Here is a 1,628-nt window from a genome sequence, read left to right on the forward strand (position 1 = left end):
GACGCTCTAAAATGAGATGTTCCAGCCGCACCTTCCGGTACGGCTACCTTGTTACGACTTAGCCCTAGTTACCTGTTTTACCCTAGGCAGCTCCTGTTACGGTCACCGACTTCAGGTACCCCAGACTTCCATGGCTTGACGGGCGGTGTGTACAAGGCCCGGGAACGTATTCACCGCGCCATGGCTGATGCGCGATTACTAGCGATTCCAGCTTCATAGAGTCGAGTTGCAGACTCCAATCCGAACTGAGACCGGCTTTCGAGATTTGCATCACATCGCTGTGTAGCTGCCCTCTGTACCGGCCATTGTATTACGTGTGTGGCCCAAGACGTAAGGGCCGTGATGATTTGACGTCATCCCCACCTTCCTCTCTACTTGCGTAGGCAGTCTCACTAGAGTCCCCAACTGAATGATGGCAACTAGTGACAGGGGTTGCGCTCGTTGCAGGACTTAACCTAACACCTCACGGCACGAGCTGACGACAACCATGCAGCACCTTGAAAATTGCCCGAAGGAAGGTCTATTTCTAAACCGATCAATTCCCATTTAAGTCTTGGTAAGGTTCCTCGCGTATCATCGAATTAAACCACATAATCCACCGCTTGTGCGGGCCCCCGTCAATTCCTTTGAGTTTCAAACTTGCGTTCGTACTCCCCAGGTGGCTAACTTATCACTTTCGCTTAGTCTCTGAATCCGAAAACCCAAAAACGAGTTAGCATCGTTTACGGCGTGGACTACCAGGGTATCTAATCCTGTTCGCTCCCCACGCTTTCGTCCATCAGCGTCAGTTAAGACATAGTAACCTGCCTTCGCAATTGGTGTTCTAAGTAATATCTATGCATTTCACCGCTACACTACTTATTCCAGCTACTTCTACCTTACTCAAGACCCGCAGTATCAATGGCAGTTTCATAGTTAAGCTATGAGATTTCACCACTGACTTACGGATCCGCCTACGGACCCTTTAAACCCAATAAATCCGGATAACGCTTGCACCCTCCGTATTACCGCGGCTGCTGGCACGGAGTTAGCCGGTGCTTATTCGTACAGTACCTTCAGCTTTCCACACGTGGAAAGGTTTATCCCTGTACAAAAGAAGTTTACAACCCATAGGGCCGTCGTCCTTCACGCGGGATGGCTGGATCAGGCTCTCACCCATTGTCCAATATTCCTCACTGCTGCCTCCCGTAGGAGTCTGGTCCGTGTCTCAGTACCAGTGTGGGGGATCACCCTCTCAGGCCCCCTAAAGATCATTGACTTGGTGAGCCGTTACCTCACCAACTATCTAATCTTGCGCGTGCCCATCTCTATCCACCGGAGTTTTCAATAATAAGCGATGCCACTCATTATATTATGGGGTATTAATCTCCCTTTCGAAAGGCTATCCCCCAGATAAAGGCAGGTTGCACACGTGTTCCGCACCCGTGCGCCGCTCTCAAGATTCCGAAGAATCTCTACCGCTCGGCTTGCATGTGTTAGGCCTCCCGCTAGCGTTCATCCTGAGCCAGGATCAAACTCTCCATTGTATGTTTGTCTGACTCACTCAAAGTTTTGACGCTTTAGTTTTTCCTTACTTGGTTGTTATATTGTATGTCAATGATCTTCATTTCTTCCGCTTCCTACAAAAC

1 rRNA gene is annotated in these 1,628 nt (G+C 49.6%); it reads right to left on the reverse strand.

Going from position 1 to position 1,628, the window contains the following annotated elements:
• Window positions 1-9: 9 nt before the first annotated feature.
• Window positions 10-1,526 (reverse strand): 16S ribosomal RNA (locus tag WFH39_RS21140).
• Window positions 1,527-1,628: the final 102 nt, after the last annotated feature.

Origin of the sequence: Chryseobacterium sp. MMO-72, from assembly GCF_037146035.1 — a bacterium.
Taxonomy (GTDB): domain Bacteria; phylum Bacteroidota; class Bacteroidia; order Flavobacteriales; family Weeksellaceae; genus Chryseobacterium; species Chryseobacterium indicum.